We start from the raw sequence: 14,305 nt of genomic DNA on the forward strand, positions 1-14,305 counted from the left end.
GGCGTGCGATCCGGGGCAGAGCCCCGTGCGGCGCGACCCCCAGCGGGGCCCGTCGGGGCGTGCGACCCTGGGGGAGAGCCCGGCGGACGGGTCTCCCGGACGAGCGGCGCCGTACCCGGACAGCGACAAGACGGCGACCGGTGGAGTCCTCGTGTACTGGTTCGTCCTCGTCCTGTCCGGCGCCCTCGAGGCCGTCTGGGCCAACGCCCTGGAGCGCTCGCACGGCTTCACCCGCCCCTGGCCGGTGGTCGTCTTCGTGATCGGCCTGGCCGGGAGCATGGGCGGGCTCGCCTACGCGCTGCGCGGCCTGCCCGTCGGCAGCGCCTACGCCGTCTGGGTGGGCATCGGCGCGGTGCTGACCGCGGGGTACGCCATGGCCAGCGGTGCGGAGCCGGTGTCGCTGGTGCGGGTGCTGCTGCTGGCCGGCATCGTCGCCTGCGTGGTGGGGCTGCGGCTCACGTCCTGACCGCTCAGGACAGCAGCTGCGCCACGGTGTAGATGACCAGGCCGGCCAGGCCACCGACCACGGTGCCGTTGACCCGGATCCACTGCAGGTCCCGGCCCACCTGCAGCTCGATCCGCTTGCTGGTCTCCTCGGTGTCCCAGCGGGCCACGGTGGTGCCCACCAGGTCGGCGGCGTCACCGGCGAAGCGCTCGACCGCCCAGCCGGCGCCCCGGCGGAACTGCCGCTGCACCAGCTCGCGGATCGTCGGGTCGGTCTGCAGCAGCCCGGCGCCGGCCCGGATCAGCCGCACCACGCGGGTCCGCAGCTCGGAGTCCGGGTCGGCGGCGGCGGTGATGGCGCCGTTCTTGGCGGTGCTCCACAGCGACCCGGACCAGGTGCGCACGGCCGGGTGGTCGAGCACCTCGGCCTTGAACTGCTCGACCCGGGCGGCGGCCTCGGGGTCGGTGCGCAGCGCGTGCACGTAGGCGCGCAGCCGCCGGTCGTAGACGGCCCGCACCGGGTGGTCGCGGTCGGCGCCCACCTCGGCCAGGAAGCCGCGCATCAGCTCGAAGACCCGGTCGAACACCCGGTCGTCGACCCAGTCGGGCACCCAGGACGGCGAGGCGGCGCCCAGCCGGGCGCGGAACACCAGCCGGTTGTCGGCCAGGAACTCCGCCAGCCCGGACAGCCCCGCCGACAGCACCTCCTGGTGCCGGTCGCCGTCCACGGCCAGCTCCAGCACGCGGGCGAGCCCCGGGGCGGCCGGCGTCTCGCGGAGCTTGCGGTCGACGAACCCGGAGACGGCCTGCTGCACCTCGTCGTCCTCGATGAGGTCGGTCAGCGCGCCCAGCGCCTTCCCGGCGTCACCGGCCAGCCGCTCGGCCCGCCCGGGGGTGGCGAGGAAGGCGCCCAGCCGGCCGGGGACGTCGACGCCGTCCAGGCGCTCCTCGACGACGGTGCGGGTGAGGAAGTTCTCCTGCACGAAGGTGCCCAGGCTGGTGCCGATCTGGTCCTTCTTGCGCGGGATGACCGCGGTGTGCGGGATGGGGAGCCCGAGCGGGTGCCGGAACAGCGCGGTCACGGCGAACCAGTCGGCCAGCGCCCCGACCATCGACGCCTCGGCGGTGGCCCGGACGTAGCCGACCCAGGCGTGGTCGCCGCCGAACAGCACGCAGGCCAGGAAGACCGCTGCGGCCAGCAGGAACAGGCCGGTCGCCAGCCGCTTCATCCGGGCCAGGTCGCGGGCCCGGGCCGGGTCGTCCAGCGAGCCGGTGAGCGGGACGTTCGGGGTGGGGGCCGGCACCCGGTCGAGCGTAGGTGGTGCGGACGGACGACGACCCCGGGGCTGCGGGGGGTCAGCTCCGGGGTCGTCGGTCCGTGGGTCGGCCCCAGTGCGGGGCCCTCGTTCAGTCGGACGCGGCGTCGAGGGTGACGTCGACCTTCGAGCTGCTCTGGCCGCGGCGGATGGTCAGCGTGACCGAGTCGCCGGGCTTGGAGCTGCGGACGGCGGCGGTCAGCTCCGTGGAGGTGGTGACCACCCGGTCGCCGACCGCGGTGATGACGTCGCCCACCTGCAGGCCGGCGTCGGCGGCCGGGGAGCCGGCGGACACCGCGGCCAGCTGGGCGCCGCTGCCGACGGCCGAGCCCGCGGACGACGCGGTGCTGGCGCTGACGCCGAGCAGGGCGTGGCTGGCCTTGCCGGTGTCCTTGATCTCCTGGGCGATCCGCTGCGCGGTGTTGGCCGGGATGGCGAAGCCGACGCCGATGTTGCCGCTCTGGCTGGACTGCTGACCGGGGACGTCGGCGGTGGCGACCGAGGCGATCGCGGTGTTGATGCCGACGACCTCGCCGGCGGCGTTGACCAGCGCGCCACCGGAGTTGCCCGGGTTGATCGCCGCGTCGGTCTGGATCGCGTCGATCACCGTGCTGTCGTCCTGCGTCGACCCGGTCTGCACCGCGCGGTTCGTGGCGCTGATGATGCCGTCGGTGACCGTGTTGGACAGCCCCAGGGGGGCGCCGATCGCCACCGCGGCGTCGCCGACCTGCACGGCGCTGGAGTCCGCGAACACCGCGGGGGTGAGCCCGCTGGCGTCGGTCAGCTTCACCACCGCGAGGTCCGATGTCGGGTCGGTGCCCACGACCGTGGCGGCGTAGAGCGTGCCGTCGGCGGTGCGCACCTGGACGGTGGCCTGCTCGGTGGAGCTGTCCAGGGTGACGACGTGGTTGTTGGTGACCACGTAGCCGTCGGCGGACATGATCACGCCCGACCCGGAGCCGGACCCGGAGCCCGAGCTGACGTAGATGGTCACGACGCTGGGGGAGGCCTTGCCGGCCGCGGCGGTCGCGGTGGTCGCCGTCTTCGGGTCGTTGATGACGACGGTCTGCGCGGTGGGCGCACTCGCCGAGCCGATCGTGCCGTCGTCGCTCAGGGCCATCACGCCGGCTCCCGCGCCACCGCCGATGAGGGCGGCGGCGACCAGGCCGCCGGCGATGCCGAGGCGCAGCCGGCCGTTGCGGGCCGGCTTCGCCGGAGCGGTCGGCTGGAAGGCCGGCGGCAGGCCACCGGGCTGGGCGGTCGCCTGGTGGTAGCCCGGGGTGCCGTAGCCGGCCGGCGGCCAGGGCTGCGCGGCGCCGAACTGCTGGGTCTGCTGGCCGGGGTGCCCCTGCTGGGGTGCGGCACCGGCCGGCGGGAACTGCTGCGTCGGCTGGGCGTCGGGGTGCTGCCCGGCCCCGTAGGGCGGCTGTGCCCCGTAGCCGGGCTGGGCGCCGTAGGGCGGCTGCGCACCGTGGGGCTGCGCTCCGTAGGGAGCCTGGCCGCCGTGCTGCGGCTGCTCGCCGTAGGGGGCCTGGCCGCCGAGGGGCTGCTGTGGGGACGCGGCACCGTTCGGCTGCTGGGGTGCCCAGGCGGAGCTGCCCTGGGGGTCCGTGCTGTGCCCGGTGTCGTCGGCCGGGCGGTTGTGCTCGCTCACGGGTCGTCCCTCCCACTCACCGCAGGACCTCCCTGCTGTGCTGAGTCCACTGTGCGGCCCCGGACTGGTCCGGAACTGGTGGTGCGCTGTGAGTTCCCTGGACGCACCAGCTCACTCCTCGGCGTGTCGAGGTCGCGGAGCGTGATCTTGCCGGGAACGGGGCAGGGACCACCAGCCGAGGGGAGCGTCCTCCCCGCCCGTCCTGCCCTCCGGAGGCCCCGGTGCCCGTGCGCCCGCTCCTCGTCCGCTGCAGCCTCGCCCTGCTGGTGCTCCTGGGGGCGGTGCTGGCCGCGGTGGGCGGGATCTCCCTCGGCGCCGCCGGGCTGGGCGCGGTCGCGCTGGCCGCCGTCGTCGCCGCCTGCCTGGGCGCCGGCATCGCCCGGGAGAGCGCGGGCCCGGACCGGCGGCAGGCGGCCGTCGACGCCGCCTGGCGCACTGCGGTGGGCACCGTGGCCGGGCTGTTGCTGCTCAGCGGCTTCGTCGTGCTGGCCGGTGCCGCGGTCACCGCGCTCGTGGTGGTCTCCGTCCTGGGGGTGCTGCTCATCCGCTGGGCGCTGCGCGCGGCCCGGGCCGACCGGCAGGTCACCGCAGCGGCGCGGCGCCCGGCCGTGATCTGCCCGATCCCGGTCGGCGGGCTCACCGTGCAGGCCCTCGGCGAGGAGTGGGTGCGCAGCTCGGCGGCGCTGGCGCAGACCAGGGACCCGGCCGTCCGGCAGGAGCTGGTCCGCCGCCGGGAGGAGGCGCTCGACGAGCTGGAGCGGCGCGACCCGGCCGGCTTCGCGCGCTGGATCGACGGCGGCGCCACGGTCGACAGCGACCCCACGGAGTTCGTCTCCAGCGACCCGGCCGCCGGGTCCGAGGCCCCCTGACCCGGACCCGGTGACGGGAGGCTGCCCGGCGTCCCCGGGCAGCCTCCCCGGCGTCAGTCCCGCTGCTCCAGGCCGACGATCAGCGCGCTGAGGTCCACCGCGCCCGGGTCGGGCAGCCGGTCGATCGCCAGCTGCATGGTCTCGACCGCGGCGGCGTCGAACCGGTCGGAGACGCCCGCGGCCTGCAGCGCGGCCTGGATCAACACGGCGTCCTTGGTCGCACCGGTCAGCCCGAAGCTCACCGGGTGCTCGCCGGTGATCATGTTCTTGCCCTTCATCTTCGCGTAGGGGGTGTCCATCGGGCCGCCGTCGACGGCGTCGAGGAACAGCTGCGGGTCCAGCCCGAGCCCGCGGGCCAGCGCGATCGACTGGGCGGTGCCCACGCTGATCGAGATCAGCCAGGCGTTGCACGCCATCTTCAGCCGGCTCCCGGTGCCGGCCTCGCCCGCCCAGACCGTCTTGCGGCCCAGCGCGTTGAGGACCGGGGCGAGCGCCGCGCGCTGCTCCTCCGGGCCGGAGGCCAGCATCACCAGCTGCCCCTGCTCGGCGGGGGCCTTGGTGCCCAGCACCGGGCAGTCGACCAGCACCAGCTCCAGCTCGCGGGCGACCTCGGCCACCCGCTCGATGCCCTCCACGCCCACGGTGGAGGTCTGCAGCCAGACCGTGCCGGCCGGGACGTCGGCCTGGCGGACCACCTCGATCGCGGAGTCGGCGTCGAAGAGCATCGTCAGGACGACGTCGGCGCCGGCCACCGCCTCGGCCGCGGTGCCGAACGCCTCCGCGCCGGTGTCGGTCAGCGCGGCGGCCTTGCTGCCGTCGCGGTTCCACATCCGCACCGGGATGCCCGCACGCCGCAGCGAACGGACCATCCCGGCGCCCATCGTCCCCGTGCCCAGGACCGCCACCGTCGAGTTGCTCATGCCCTGATCCTCACCCGGACGACGGGAGGCGGCAGCCCCGGGCTCCCGGCGGCCGGTAGCCTGCTGCGCAGCCCGACCCGCCCCATTAGCTCAGTGGTAGAGCACCCGCCTTGTAAGCGGAAGGTCGTCCGTTCAATCCGGACATGGGGCTCGACCGGCCCGTGCAGGGCAGGATGCACCCGTGCAGAACACGGCAGCGCGCTGATGTCCACCACGGGGACCCGCTGGGGCGTGCTCGGCACCGCCGGCATCGCCCGCTCCCGTTTCCTCCCGGCGCTGGCCGAGGCCGGTGGTGAGGCGGTGGTCGTGGGCGGCCGGGACGGCGCCCGCGCGGCCGAGTTCGCCGCCGCGCACGGGGTCGCCCGCGGCGTGACCGGCTACGCCGCGGTGCTCGAGGACCCGGCCGTGCAGGCGGTCTACGTGCCGCTGCCCAACCCGCTGCACGCCGAGTGGGCGGTCGCGGCGCTGGAGGCGGGCAAGGCGGTGCTCTGCGAGAAGCCGCTGTGCGTCGACGCCGACCAGGCCCGGCGCGTGCTGGCGGTGGCCGAACGGGCCGCGCTGCCGCTGTGGGAGGCGTTCGTCTTCCCGTTCACCGCCCAGCACCGGCGGCTGGTGGAGCTGCTGGCAGACGGCGCGATCGGCGAGCTGCGGGAGATCTCGGGCAGCTTCCACTTCCAGCTCGGCCGCAGCGAGGACATCCGGCTGTCCGCGGCGACGGCCGGGGGCGCGCTGGCCGACGTCGGCTGCTACCCGCTGCGGCTGGCGGCCGAGCTCTTCGGCGGCCCGGCGCTCACCGCCGCCGCGTCCGCGGTGCGCGGCGCCGAGGTCGAGGTGGAGCTGGCCGCCCTGGTCGACTACCCCGACGACCGACGGCTGCTGCTGTCCTGCGGCTTCCGGCGCGGCGCCGACACCACGACGGTGCTCAGCGGCACCGAGGGCACGATCCGCCTGGAGGACCCGTACCACCCGCGTCCGGACAGCACCCTGGAGCTGCGCCGTCCCGGGGCGGAGCCGGTGGTCGAGCGGCCGACCGCCGACCGGTGGTCCTTCACCGCCGCCCTGCGCCACGTCGACGCCGTCCTGGCCGGCGCGGAGGTGCCCCGGCACACCGCGCTGGAGTCCTCCCTGGCCGTCGCCGAGGCGATGGACCTCGTGCGGGCGGCGGCCCGATGAGCCGGCGGGGGCTCTTCCTGCCGCCGTTCGACGCGCTCGCCGACCCGGTGCTGCTCGCCGACCTCGCGGTCGAGGCCGAGGAGGCCGGCTGGGACGGGGTGTTCCTGTGGGACCACCTGCTCTACGCCGACCCGGTCACCGAGATCGCCGACCCGTGGACCTGCTGCGCGGCGATCGCCGTGCGCACCACGCGGCTGCAGTTCGGCCCGATGGTGACGCCGCTGACCCGGCGGCGCCCGCAGGTGCTGGCCCGGCAGGCGGCCACCCTGGACCGGCTGTCCGGTGGGCGGCTGGTGCTCGGCTTCGGCCTGGGCGACGACGGCGGGGTGGGGGAGCTGTCCCGGTTCGGTGAGGAGCTGGACGCCCGGGTGCGCGCCGCGCGGCTGGACGAGGGGCTGGGCCTGCTGCGCCGGCTGCTGGCCGGGGAGCAGGTCGACCACGACGGGGAGCACTTCGCCGCCCGCGACGTCCGCTTCCTCCCGGCGGCGACTCGGCCCGGCGGCATCCCGTTCTGGATCGGTGGGCGCTGGCCCAACGTCGCACCGCTGCGCCGGGCGGCCCGGCACGACGGCGCCTTCGTCATCTCGCTGTCCGGCCCCGACGACCTGGCCGGGGTCCGGCAGACGCTCACCGAGGCCCGGGGCGGGGACCTCACCGGCTTCGACGTGGTGGTCGAGCTGCCCGCCGACGCCGATCCCGCGCCCTGGGAGGCCGCCGGGGCGACGTGGGTGCTGACCCGGCTCGGCCCCTACCGGCTCGACGTCGCCGACGTCCGCCGCGTGGTGCGGCGCGGTCCGCGCTGAGCAGCCGACGGGGGCGGTCCGGGCGGCCCGCGACCCGGTGTGCCAGGGTCGGGGGAGTCGCCGCCCGCCGGGCGGCCACCGAGGAGGAGGACCGATGAGCGACCACGTGTACCGGCTGAGCGAGATCGTCGGCAGCTCCACCGTCAGCGTCGACGACGCGATCCGCACCGCCGTGAAGAAGGCGTCGGAGACCGTGCGGCACATCGAGTGGTTCCAGACCAGCGAGATCCGCGGTCAGGTCGTCGACGGCGACGTCGCCCACTTCCAGGTCACCATGAAGATCGGCTTCCGCGTCGAGGACGGCGAGTAGCAGCGGCCCCGTCCTCCCCGTCCCTCGACGAGGGCCGGGGGGCCGGCCGCTAGGCCAGGACGACGTCGGCGCCGGAGACGGTGACGGCGAACGGGGCCAGCGGCCGCACGGCCGGCCCCTGCAGCACCTCGCCGGTGACCGGGTCGAACTCCGACCCGTGGCAGGGGCAGGCCAGCGGGCCGCCCTCGGTGGCGCGCACCGTGCAGCCCTGGTGCGTGCAGGTGGCGTCGAAGCCGACGACGGTGCCGGCGGTGGGCTGGGCGAGCACCACCCGGTGGCCGTCGACCGACAGCTCGTACACGCCGCCCACCGGGACGTCGGCCAGCGCCACGATGCGCCCGCCCGGCGCCACGCCGTCCACCTCGGGCACCGGTGACCCGCCGCAGGCGGCCAGCGTCAGCGCCCCGAGCCCGGCACCCCCGGCGACGAGCAGCGACCGGCGGGAGAAGCAGGCGTCCATCCGCCGATCGTCCCAGCCCGCCCGACCCCGGCTCCCCGCCAGGGCCCGCAGGCCGAGGCCCCCTCGCAGGGGCCGAGAGGTCCTTCCTCAGTCGAAGCTGCCGGCGCCGCCGGAGCGGTAGCGGGCGTGGCGCTCGATGCGCTCCCGCTCCGCCCGCTGGGCCCGGCGGGCGGCCGTCGCGCCGGGGGGCCAGCCGGCCTTGACCGCGCGGTGCTCGGTGGTCTCGGTCATGTAGGCCAGGGAGAACAGCAGCCCGATGACCAGCCCGCCGCCGGCCGCGGTGAGCCGGATGCCGAAGGGCACCGGCGGGACCAGCAGGCACAGCAGCACGACCGGGGCGAGCTGGGCCAGTGCGCGCCCCAGGTGCCGCAGCACCCAGCTGTGGCGGGTGGTGTCGTCGAGGACCCAGTCCGACAGCGACCGGGGGAGCCCCCCGCCGTAGGCGTACCAGAGCCACTGGGCCGGGTTCGGACGTCCAGCGGGCACACAGCCACGGTAGGCGCCGCAGCGGCGGACCGCTCAGAGGCGGGTGGTCCAGCTGTGCGCGCTGGCCGCCTCCTCGTAGTCCAGCTCCTGGAGCACCCCGCGCACGACCTCGTCGTCGACGGTGCCGCGGTCGCGTTCGGTCATCAGTGCCCGGCGCTGGGCCTGCACGACCTGCTGCCGGAGGTGCCGGAACCCCTCGGCGCGGCGGCGGCCCCGCTGCTGCTCCTCCTCCTCCTCGGCCCGGACCGTCTGCCGCATCGTGCGGGTGCGGGCCTGCAGCGGGCCGCGGATCCGCTCCGCCCACTGGTCGGCGCGCTCGTCCCCGACCCGGGGCCGGGCCTTCTCGATGAGCTCCTCGGCGCGCTGCAGGGCCGCGGCGGTGGTGCGCTCCTGCAGGCGCAGCTCGGCCTCGGCGTCCTGCTGGTCCTGGTCGGGGTCGCGGACCGCCAGCCGCCGGATCAGCGCGGGCAGGGTCAGCCCCTGCAGCAGCAGCGTGCCGATGGTGACCGCGTAGGCGAGGAACTGGACGGCGCCGCGGTCGGCGAACGGTGCGCCGTTGACCTCCTCGGGCAGGGCGGCGGCGACCGCGAGGGTGACCACGCCGCGCATGCCGGTCCAGGAGATGACCGCCTGGTAGCTCCACGGCGGGCGGGCCGGGGAGACCCAGTGCCCGCCGGGCACCGGGCGGGGCGTGCGCCGCACGACCTCCAGGCCGAAGACGAACACCGCCCGGACGACGATGACGGTGGCCAGCACGACCGCAGCCGCGACCAGCAGCTGGCCGTTGGACCTCTCGGAGTCGGTCACCTCGCGGACGACCGCGCGCAGCTGCAGCCCGATCAGGGCGAAGACCACCGCCTCCAGCAGCAGGTCGAGCGAGGACCACAGCGGCATCTCCTGCAGCCGGGTGGCGTAGCCGGCCTCCGGGCCGCGGTGACCGAGGTACAGCCCGGCGGCGACGACGGCCAGGACGCCGGAGCCGGACAGCTCCTCGGCCAGCAGGTAGGCCGCGAACGGCACGATCAGCCCGAGCACCGACTCCACCACCGGGTCGTCCAGGCGCATCCGCACGAAGTGGACGACCACGCCCAGCACCAGGCCGAGCCCCACGCCCACGCCGACGGCCAGGCCGAACGTGCCCGCCGCCGACCCCCAGTCCAGCCCGAGCAGCCCGCCGCCGGCGCCGAACACCGCGGCCAGCGCCACCTTGTAGAAGGTCAGTGCGGCCGCGTCGTTGATCAGGCTCTCGCCCGACAGCACGGTCATCATCGGCCGGGGGAGCCCCAGCCGGCGGCCGATCGAGGCGGCCGAGACCGCGTCCGGGGGCGCGACGATCGCCCCGAGCACCAGTGCGACCGGCATCGGCAGGCCCGGCACGACCAGCCGGGCCAGCAGCGCGACGACCACCGCGGTGACGAGCACCAGCACCACGCCCAGCTGCACGATCGGGTGCAGCAGCGCCCGGAAGCCGGCGTAGCTGACGCCGAGCGCGGCGGAGTAGAGCAGTGGGGGCAGCACGAGGGCGAGCAGCAGCTCCCCGTCGATGGCGAACTCCGGGACCCCGGGGACGAAGCTCGCGGCCAGCCCCACCACGACCAGCAGGAGCGGGGCCTGCCAGCCCAGCCTGCGGGCCAGCGCCGTCACCGCGACCGCGGCGAGCGCGAGCCCCAGCAGTTCCGCTCCGTGCATGTGCACCCCTCGTGCCGACCGTCCACCCCGCGGTCGCGGTGCAGCTGTGTGGTGCCCATGTTTGCTGCTCACCACCGAGCGAGCAGAACGGGGGCGGGAGCGGCCCACGGCGGGCCGCCCACGGAAGAGGTGGATGTCGCGTGAGCGGTCAGGTCGTCGTGGTCACCGGTGCCAGTGGCGGGATCGGGCGGGCCACGGCCGTGGCCTTCGCCCGCCGGGGTGACCGGGTCGCCCTGCTGGCGCGGGGGGAGAAGGGCCTGGCGGCCGCCGCGGACGAGGTGCGGGCGGCCGGGGGCACGGCGCTGGTGCTGCCCGTCGACGTCGCCGATGCCGCCGCGGTCGACGCCGCGGCCGACCGGGTGGAGGCCGAGCTCGGGCCGATCGACGTCTGGGTCAACGTCGCGTTCACCGCCGTCTTCGCGCCCTTCGCCGACATCACCGCCGCCGAGTACGCGCGGGTGACCGAGGTGACCTACCTGGGCTTCGTGCACGGCACGATGGCCGCGCTGTCGCGGATGCGGCCCCGCGACCGCGGCGTGATCGTGCAGACCGGCTCGGCCCTGGGCCGCCGCGGCGTGCCGCTGCAGAGCGCCTACTGCGGGGCCAAGCACGCGGTGAAGGGCTTCACCGAGGCCCTGCACACCGAGCTCAAGGGGCAGGGCAGCAACGTGCACGTCACCCGGGTCGACCTGCCCGGGGTCAACACCCCGCAGTTCGACTGGGTGCTGAACAAGATGCCCAAGAAGCCGCAGCCGGTGGCGCCGATCTACGCGCCGGAGCTGATGGCGTCCGCGCTGGTGCACGCCGCCGAGCACCCGACCCGGCGGGCCTGGTGGGTCGGCATCCCGACGGTCTACACGGTGCTCGGCAACGAGGTCTGGCCCCAGTTCATGGACTGGTACCTGGCCCGCACCGGCAAGGACGGCCAGCTCACCGGCACCGACGCCAGCCCCGACGACCCGTCGAACCTGTGGGAGCCGGCCGACGGACCCGACGGGCGCGACTTCGGCGCCGAGGGCCGGTTCAGCGACCAGCAGTGGACCCGCGACCCGCAGATCTGGGCCAGCCGCCACCACGGCGTCCTCGCCGCGGCCGGTGCGGCGGGCCTCGCCGGGCTGGCGGCGCTGCGCCGCCGGCGCTGAGGGAGGTCGGCGCCCGCGTACGGTGCGCCGGTGGACGAACGACGCACCGGGGTGGTGGCGGGCCTGTCGGCCTACCTGCTGTGGGGGCTGTTCCCGCTCTACTTCCCCCTGCTGGAGCCGGCCGCCGGCCTCGAGATCGTCGCCCACCGGATCGTCTGGTCGCTGCTGTTCGTGGGCCTGCTGCTGACGGTGCGGCGGGGCTGGCCGCAGGTGCGGGCCGCCGTCGCCGACCGGCGCACCCGGCTGGTGCTCAGCGCCGCGTCGCTGCTGATCGTCGTCAACTGGACCGTCTACGTGTACGCGGTGAACGCCGGGCACGTGGTGGAGAGCTCGCTGGGCTACTTCGTCCAGCCGCTGTTCAGCGTCCTGCTCGGGGTCCTGGTCTTCGGCGAGCGGCTGCGGTGGCTGCAGTGGGTGGCGGTCGGCCTGGCCGCGGTGGCCGTGCTGGTGCTCACCGTCGACTACGGCCACCCGCCGTGGATCGCGCTGGCGCTGGCCGGCTCCTTCGGCCTCTACGGCCTCATGAAGAAGCTGGTCCGGGTCGACGCCGTGCCGGGCCTGTTCGTGGAGACGGCGGTGGCGTTCCTGCCGGCGCTCGCGGTGATCGTCGTGACCCAGGCCCGGGGCACGGCCGCCTTCGCCCACGAGGGCACCGGCCACGCGCTGCTGATGGCCTTCGCCGGCGTGGCGACGGCCGTCCCGCTGCTGCTGTTCGCCGCCGCGGCCCGCCGCATCCCGCTGTCGACGGTGGGGCTCCTGCAGTACGTCAACCCGCTCATCCAGCTGGCGGTCGGGGTGTTCGTCTTCGACGAGCCGATGCCCCCGGCCCGGCTGGCCGGGTTCGCCATCGTCTGGCTGGCCCTGGCGGTGTTCACCGTCGACACGCTGCGCCAGGCCCGCAGCACCCGGCGTACCGCCGCGCAGGCGGTGCCGGCCGCGGCCTGACGCGCGCGGTCCGGTGAGCCCCGACGAGCCGGACGGCGACTACCGTCGACGGTGCCGGCTCCCCACGGCGCCGCCTCGTCGCGCACGCCCCGGCACCCCACCGACCGGAGGCACCCCATGAGCAGCGAGCCCGCGCCGGGCGTCCCGTCACCGGCCGCTCCCGACCCCGGCACCGTCCCCGCCGGCGGTGCTGCTGTGACGGACGGGACGGCTGGGGTCGACACGCCAGGCAGTCTGTCGGCCCGCGACCGGGCCGTCCTGGCCTTCGAGCGGCAGTGGTGGCGCTTCGCCGGGGCCAAGGAGACGGCCATCCGGGAGAGCTTCGGGATGTCGGCGACCCGCTACTACCAGGTGCTCAACGCGTTGATCGACCGTCCCGAGGCCCTCGTGGCCGACCCCCTGCTGGTCCGTCGGCTGCGCCGCATGCGGGCGGCCCGGCAGCGGCAGCGTTCCGACCGGGTCCTGGGCAGCGACCGCGGACGCGACTAGCCTCTCTCACCGTGGGGAGGCATCTCGATCCGGTCGGTGACGGCAGTGTGTCGAGCGGGCAGGCCGGACCGGATCGTCGTCATCCCGACCCCCGTCCGCGGACCGCTCCGGACGCCGTGCTGAACCCGCACCTGCGCGACGAGGACGTCCTCGAGCGCGGTGCGACGGCACCCCGCACGCCGGGCGAGGACGCGCTGGGCGGCTCCCGCCCGAGCCGGGCCGAGCGCCGCCGCGACGGGCTGCTCCCGCAGAGCGAGGACCCGCTGCTGCGCCGTCCCGCCGGCCCGCCGGCCGGTGGTGGCCGGCGCCGCTCCGACGCGCCGCCGGCGTCCGCCGACCGGGACGCCGCGCGTCCGCCAGGCCCCCGCGCGGTCCCGCCGGTCTCCGGTCCGATGACCTCCGCCGCGTCCCCGGCCGCCACCGCCCCGCCGCGGGCGGCCGCCCGACCGGTCCCGCCCCGCATCGCCCCGGCCCCGGCGTCCCGGCGCCCCGACGGCGACCGGTCCGGCTCGACCGCGGTCCCGCCGCGTCCCTCCGGGGTGAGCGGCTGGCCGGCCGAGGCCGCCGGTGCCGCGGTGACCCCCGACATGACCCAGCGCGTCTCCGGCGCGGCCCCGGCCGAGTCGGCCTGGGGTGCCCCGGTCGCCGAGCCGGCCACGATGGCCGCCCAGCCGGCCGCGCCGCGCGCCCCGCAGCTCCCGCCGCGTGCCGTCGGCGACCAGCCGTCCCCGGCGCGCCCTCAGTCCGGCCGGCCGGCCGGCGAGCGCCCCGGTGCCGACGGCCCGCGGCGCGACCGCCGCGACGACGACCGGTCCGGCGCCGACGCGACCGCCCTCGTCGACCTCCCCGTCGACGAGACCTCGGTGATCACCGGCGGACCGGCCCGCCGCGCCGTCGACGTCCCCGTCGGTGGCCGTGCGGCCGCCCGGCTGGAGCGGCAGGCCGCCGAGGCCGCCGCGCGCAAGAACGGCGCCAAGCGCACCGCCCCGCCGGCGACCCCCTCCGGTGGCCGCGGACCGGGCCGCGAGGACGACGCCGAGCCGCGCCGCGCCCCGCGCCGGGCGGTGCAGGGCGTGCTCGCCGTCGTGGTCATCGCCCTGGTCGTGCTCGGGGTGTGGTCGTTCACCTCGCCCGGCACCTCCGAGATCGCCGCGCAGACACCGGCGGCCTCCGCACCCGCCTCGGACGCCGTGCTCGCCCCGCCGGTCCTGCCGTCGCCGGCACCGGTCGTCAGCGCGGCGGCACCGGCGCCCGCGGCCCCGGTCAAGGCGCCGATCACCGTGCTCAACAGCACGCGGATCACCGGGCTGGCCGCGACGATCGGCGATCAGCTGACCGCCGGCGGCTGGCAGGTCCTCGACACCGGGGCCTACACCGGCGACGACATCGCCGCCACGACCGTCTACTACACCGCCGGCAACGCCGAGCAGCAGCAGGCCGCCGCCGCGCTGGTCGAGCAGTTCGGCCCCGACCTCGTCTCCGGTCCGGTCGAGCGCTTCTTCGACGTCCCCGGCTCCGCCGACCCCGGCCTGGTCGTCGTCGCCACCGGGAACTGGCGGCCCTGAGCCCCCGGCGCGCCGCCCGGAACGTCGGCGCGGTGCCGAG

The 14,305-nt window shown here is 76.3% G+C and carries 15 protein-coding genes, 1 tRNA gene, 1 pseudogene and 1 riboswitch; of the genes and pseudogenes, 10 read left to right on the forward strand and 7 right to left on the reverse strand.

The genetic code is table 11. The annotated features are described in order from the left end of the window. The first annotated feature begins 72 nt into the window (after nucleotides 1-72). A riboswitch (guanidine-III (ykkC-III) riboswitch) is annotated at nucleotides 73-139 on the forward strand. Nucleotides 140-151: 12 nt separating this feature from the next. Then, complete coding sequence (locus KUM42_RS13460; protein WP_237493042.1) at nucleotides 152-466, forward strand: multidrug efflux SMR transporter; 315 nt, start codon at nucleotides 152-154, stop codon at nucleotides 464-466. A 4-nt stretch (nucleotides 467-470) separates the two neighbouring features. Here KUM42_RS13460 and KUM42_RS13465 read toward each other — a convergent pair whose 3' ends face one another. Both KUM42_RS13465 and KUM42_RS13470 read right to left on the reverse strand, forming a co-directional pair. Next, nucleotides 471-1,748, reverse strand: a complete 1,278-nt coding sequence (locus KUM42_RS13465) for a DUF445 domain-containing protein (RefSeq protein WP_237493043.1) — start codon at nucleotides 1,746-1,748, stop codon at nucleotides 471-473. Between the two features lie 103 nt (nucleotides 1,749-1,851). Beyond that, the gene (locus tag KUM42_RS13470; protein WP_237493044.1) at nucleotides 1,852-3,414 is read right to left on the reverse strand and encodes a S1C family serine protease; all 1,563 of its coding nucleotides are present in this window, start codon (nucleotides 3,412-3,414) and stop codon (nucleotides 1,852-1,854) included. A gap of 221 nt (nucleotides 3,415-3,635) precedes the next feature. Here KUM42_RS13470 and KUM42_RS13475 point away from each other — a divergent pair, with 221 nt between their 5' ends. Next, nucleotides 3,636-4,283, forward strand: coding sequence for a hypothetical protein (locus KUM42_RS13475; RefSeq protein WP_237493045.1), 648 nt, complete (start codon nucleotides 3,636-3,638; stop codon nucleotides 4,281-4,283). Nucleotides 4,284-4,336: 53 nt separating this feature from the next. Here KUM42_RS13475 and KUM42_RS20140 read toward each other — a convergent pair whose 3' ends face one another. Then, complete coding sequence (locus KUM42_RS20140) at nucleotides 4,337-4,753, reverse strand: NAD-binding protein (protein WP_255557585.1); 417 nt, start codon at nucleotides 4,751-4,753, stop codon at nucleotides 4,337-4,339. Next, a pseudogene (locus KUM42_RS20145) lies at nucleotides 4,739-5,218 on the reverse strand (NAD(P)-dependent oxidoreductase); the annotation flags it as partial. The pseudogene KUM42_RS20145 and the gene KUM42_RS20140, both read right to left, overlap by 15 nt. Before the next feature lie 64 nt (nucleotides 5,219-5,282). Between KUM42_RS20145 and KUM42_RS13485 the strand changes: the two are divergent. The 4 genes from KUM42_RS13485 (at nucleotide 5,283) to KUM42_RS13500 (ending at nucleotide 7,489) form a co-directional block, all read left to right on the forward strand. After that, nucleotides 5,283-5,354 (forward strand) — tRNA-Thr (locus KUM42_RS13485). A 53-nt stretch (nucleotides 5,355-5,407) separates the two neighbouring features. Next, nucleotides 5,408-6,376 (forward strand): Gfo/Idh/MocA family protein, encoded by a 969-nt coding sequence (locus KUM42_RS13490; RefSeq protein ID WP_237493047.1) that lies wholly within the window; start codon nucleotides 5,408-5,410, stop codon nucleotides 6,374-6,376. Continuing rightward, nucleotides 6,373-7,179, forward strand: coding sequence for an LLM class flavin-dependent oxidoreductase (locus KUM42_RS13495; protein WP_237493048.1), 807 nt, complete (start codon nucleotides 6,373-6,375; stop codon nucleotides 7,177-7,179). Before KUM42_RS13490 ends, KUM42_RS13495 begins: the two co-directional genes overlap by 4 nt. 94 nt (nucleotides 7,180-7,273) lie before the next feature. Further along, a complete protein-coding gene (locus tag KUM42_RS13500) occupies nucleotides 7,274-7,489 on the forward strand; it encodes a dodecin (protein WP_237493049.1) in 216 nt (71 codons plus the stop codon). Nucleotides 7,490-7,538: 49 nt separating this feature from the next. Here the strand turns inward: KUM42_RS13500 and KUM42_RS13505 are convergent, their stop codons facing one another. From KUM42_RS13505 to KUM42_RS13515, 3 genes are all read right to left on the reverse strand, one after another. Continuing rightward, nucleotides 7,539-7,949 (reverse strand): ubiquinol-cytochrome c reductase iron-sulfur subunit, encoded by a 411-nt coding sequence (locus tag KUM42_RS13505; RefSeq protein ID WP_237493050.1) that lies wholly within the window; start codon nucleotides 7,947-7,949, stop codon nucleotides 7,539-7,541. A gap of 87 nt (nucleotides 7,950-8,036) precedes the next feature. Further along, nucleotides 8,037-8,435: a DUF5313 family protein gene (locus tag KUM42_RS13510; RefSeq protein WP_237493051.1), complete on the reverse strand. Its 399-nt coding sequence runs from the start codon at nucleotides 8,433-8,435 to the stop codon at nucleotides 8,037-8,039. 33 nt (nucleotides 8,436-8,468) lie between these two features. Next, on the reverse strand, nucleotides 8,469-10,124 hold the full coding sequence (locus tag KUM42_RS13515; protein ID WP_237493052.1) for a Na+/H+ antiporter: 1,656 nt from the start codon (nucleotides 10,122-10,124) through the stop codon (nucleotides 8,469-8,471). 140 nt (nucleotides 10,125-10,264) lie between these two features. Here KUM42_RS13515 and KUM42_RS13520 point away from each other — a divergent pair, with 140 nt between their 5' ends. The 4 genes from KUM42_RS13520 (at nucleotide 10,265) to KUM42_RS13535 (ending at nucleotide 14,265) form a co-directional block, all read left to right on the forward strand. Then, nucleotides 10,265-11,266, forward strand: a complete 1,002-nt coding sequence (locus tag KUM42_RS13520) for an SDR family oxidoreductase (protein ID WP_237493053.1) — start codon at nucleotides 10,265-10,267, stop codon at nucleotides 11,264-11,266. 30 nt (nucleotides 11,267-11,296) lie between these two features. Further along, nucleotides 11,297-12,211 carry an EamA family transporter RarD gene (gene rarD / locus KUM42_RS13525; RefSeq protein WP_237493054.1) on the forward strand — a complete coding sequence of 305 codons (915 nt, stop codon included), beginning with the start codon at nucleotides 11,297-11,299 and terminating at the stop codon, nucleotides 12,209-12,211. Nucleotides 12,212-12,328: 117 nt separating this feature from the next. Next, complete coding sequence (locus KUM42_RS13530; protein WP_237493055.1) at nucleotides 12,329-12,700, forward strand: DUF3263 domain-containing protein; 372 nt, start codon at nucleotides 12,329-12,331, stop codon at nucleotides 12,698-12,700. A gap of 116 nt (nucleotides 12,701-12,816) precedes the next feature. Continuing rightward, on the forward strand, nucleotides 12,817-14,265 hold the full coding sequence (locus KUM42_RS13535; RefSeq protein ID WP_237493056.1) for a LytR C-terminal domain-containing protein: 1,449 nt from the start codon (nucleotides 12,817-12,819) through the stop codon (nucleotides 14,263-14,265). Nucleotides 14,266-14,305: the final 40 nt, after the last annotated feature.

It is taken from the genome of Modestobacter sp. L9-4 (genome assembly GCF_019112525.1).
Taxonomy (GTDB): Bacteria; Actinomycetota; Actinomycetes; order Mycobacteriales; family Geodermatophilaceae; genus Modestobacter.